Genomic DNA, 1,620 nt, shown 5'->3' on the forward strand with positions numbered 1-1,620 from the left:
CAATATTTTCCGATAATTCCATTATAGGCATTCTCATGTGATTTGTATTTGCACAAAATTCTGTAATATTGTACTATTTCTTCGATGAACAGTAGCAAGGGACTTCGCCTTTTGATACTTCCTCTACCAATTAAACCTTATATTGATACTCTTACAAACCTTAGAAAATAATATTTCCAGGAGGTACTACTATGGCCCATACTGTAATTGTTCACCGTATTGTAAAGCAAAAAAAGTCTAAGCTCGATTATATTGAACGACATACTCATAAGTTTTTTCATTATATTTATACATTAAGCGGAACTGCACGAATTATCGTTAATCAAGAAGAAATATTCGCAACCAGCAAGAGTCTAATAATGATCCCACCGGAAACTCCGCACGAGATTTACGGTATCAATAATTTTTTGAGTCTTGATATAAAATTTCAATGCGACCAGGAACTTTCTGAAAACCTTAAATCTATTCATATATTCATAAATGAAGTAAATGATTATATAGATTTTCAGTTTAAAGAGATGTTTCACGAAGGCATACAAGCACAAATTTTCTATCAAGACATCATCAATGCTAAAATGTCAGAATTTCTATTTTATATTTTGCGCAATGCACAAGAAAAACAAGAAGTTACGGTTCCAACAGAATATTTGGCAACATCAGATAGATATGAAAACAATTCACAAATACAGAATATTATGCCGGCAATAAATTATATTAACGCCCATATAAACGAACAATTACGAATTAATGACCTGGCAAATTTATGTAATTATACGGCAAACTATTTTTCTACGTATTTTAAAAACTGTATAGGAATAACTCCCACCAAATATATTCATACCAAAAAAATAGCTCTGGCAAAATCTTTATTAATATCAACCGACTTAAACATTACGCAGATTTCAGAAAAACTAGGTTTTGAAGGCATTCACCATTTTAGCCGCATATTCAAACAAATTATAGGGATTACTCCTAAAGCATATCTTGATCGCACCAAAATGAAATTAGATATTGGTTTAAATATAGTAGACAGTGCCTATACCCCGTCCGGCGAATACGAAATACCCTTAAAAAAGTATCAAAACTAGAGACACTCCCGAGTCTCATAAAAATCTCCAAGATGATGTACGGTATCTCCATATAGTAAATAGGATAAAGACGAGGAGTCCTAATATGGGGGAATAAAGGTACAAAATAATATACAGCGCGAAGCTCAAGCTTTGCGCTGTAGAAAATCCGGATACAACTTTTCATTTCCTTACCATCACAATACATTATATAATAATCGCGGAGGTAATCACTCTGTACAATAAAGTTACCGCATTTTTTATGACCGGAATGGGCAATTCTTATCTGGTGGCCAAATGGTTTCTGGCTGCCTTTATCAGCGTCCGCTTAACTCTGTATCAAATTCAGGAAAATCAACAACATGATCTCCATCTAGATGCCGACCTTCTTGTTTTCAGTTATCCTCCCTATGGCTTCACAGCTCCCTGGCTGATGATAAATATGTTTTTCGCCTGCCGCCAGGCAACGGCAGGCATGAGCCAATCTGTGACTAAGTTGTTTCAATTCCTTATAGGTAGTCTATCAACCTACTATCAGCTACAAACATTCTCT

The 1,620-nt window shown here is 34.6% G+C and carries 1 protein-coding gene and 1 pseudogene; both read left to right on the forward strand.

Features of this window, described 5'->3' with window-relative positions; all coding sequences use genetic code 11:
• The first annotated feature begins 191 nt into the window (after positions 1-191).
• A complete protein-coding gene (locus P22_RS19780; RefSeq protein ID WP_054261955.1) occupies positions 192-1,088 on the forward strand; it encodes an AraC family transcriptional regulator in 897 nt (298 codons plus the stop codon).
• A 241-nt stretch (positions 1,089-1,329) separates the two neighbouring features.
• Positions 1,330-1,620: pseudogene (locus tag P22_RS21060) on the forward strand (hypothetical protein); the annotation flags it as partial.

The sequence above is a fragment of the Propionispora sp. 2/2-37 genome (assembly GCF_001298735.1).
In the GTDB taxonomy this organism is placed as follows: Bacteria; Bacillota; Negativicutes; order Propionisporales; family Propionisporaceae; genus Propionispora.

Bases quoted from the DNA above. Each gene is read 5' to 3' on its own strand.
- P22_RS19780 (WP_054261955.1), top strand. From the start codon at position 192: ATGGCCCATACTGTAATTGTTCACCGTATTGTAAAGCAAAAAAAGTCT.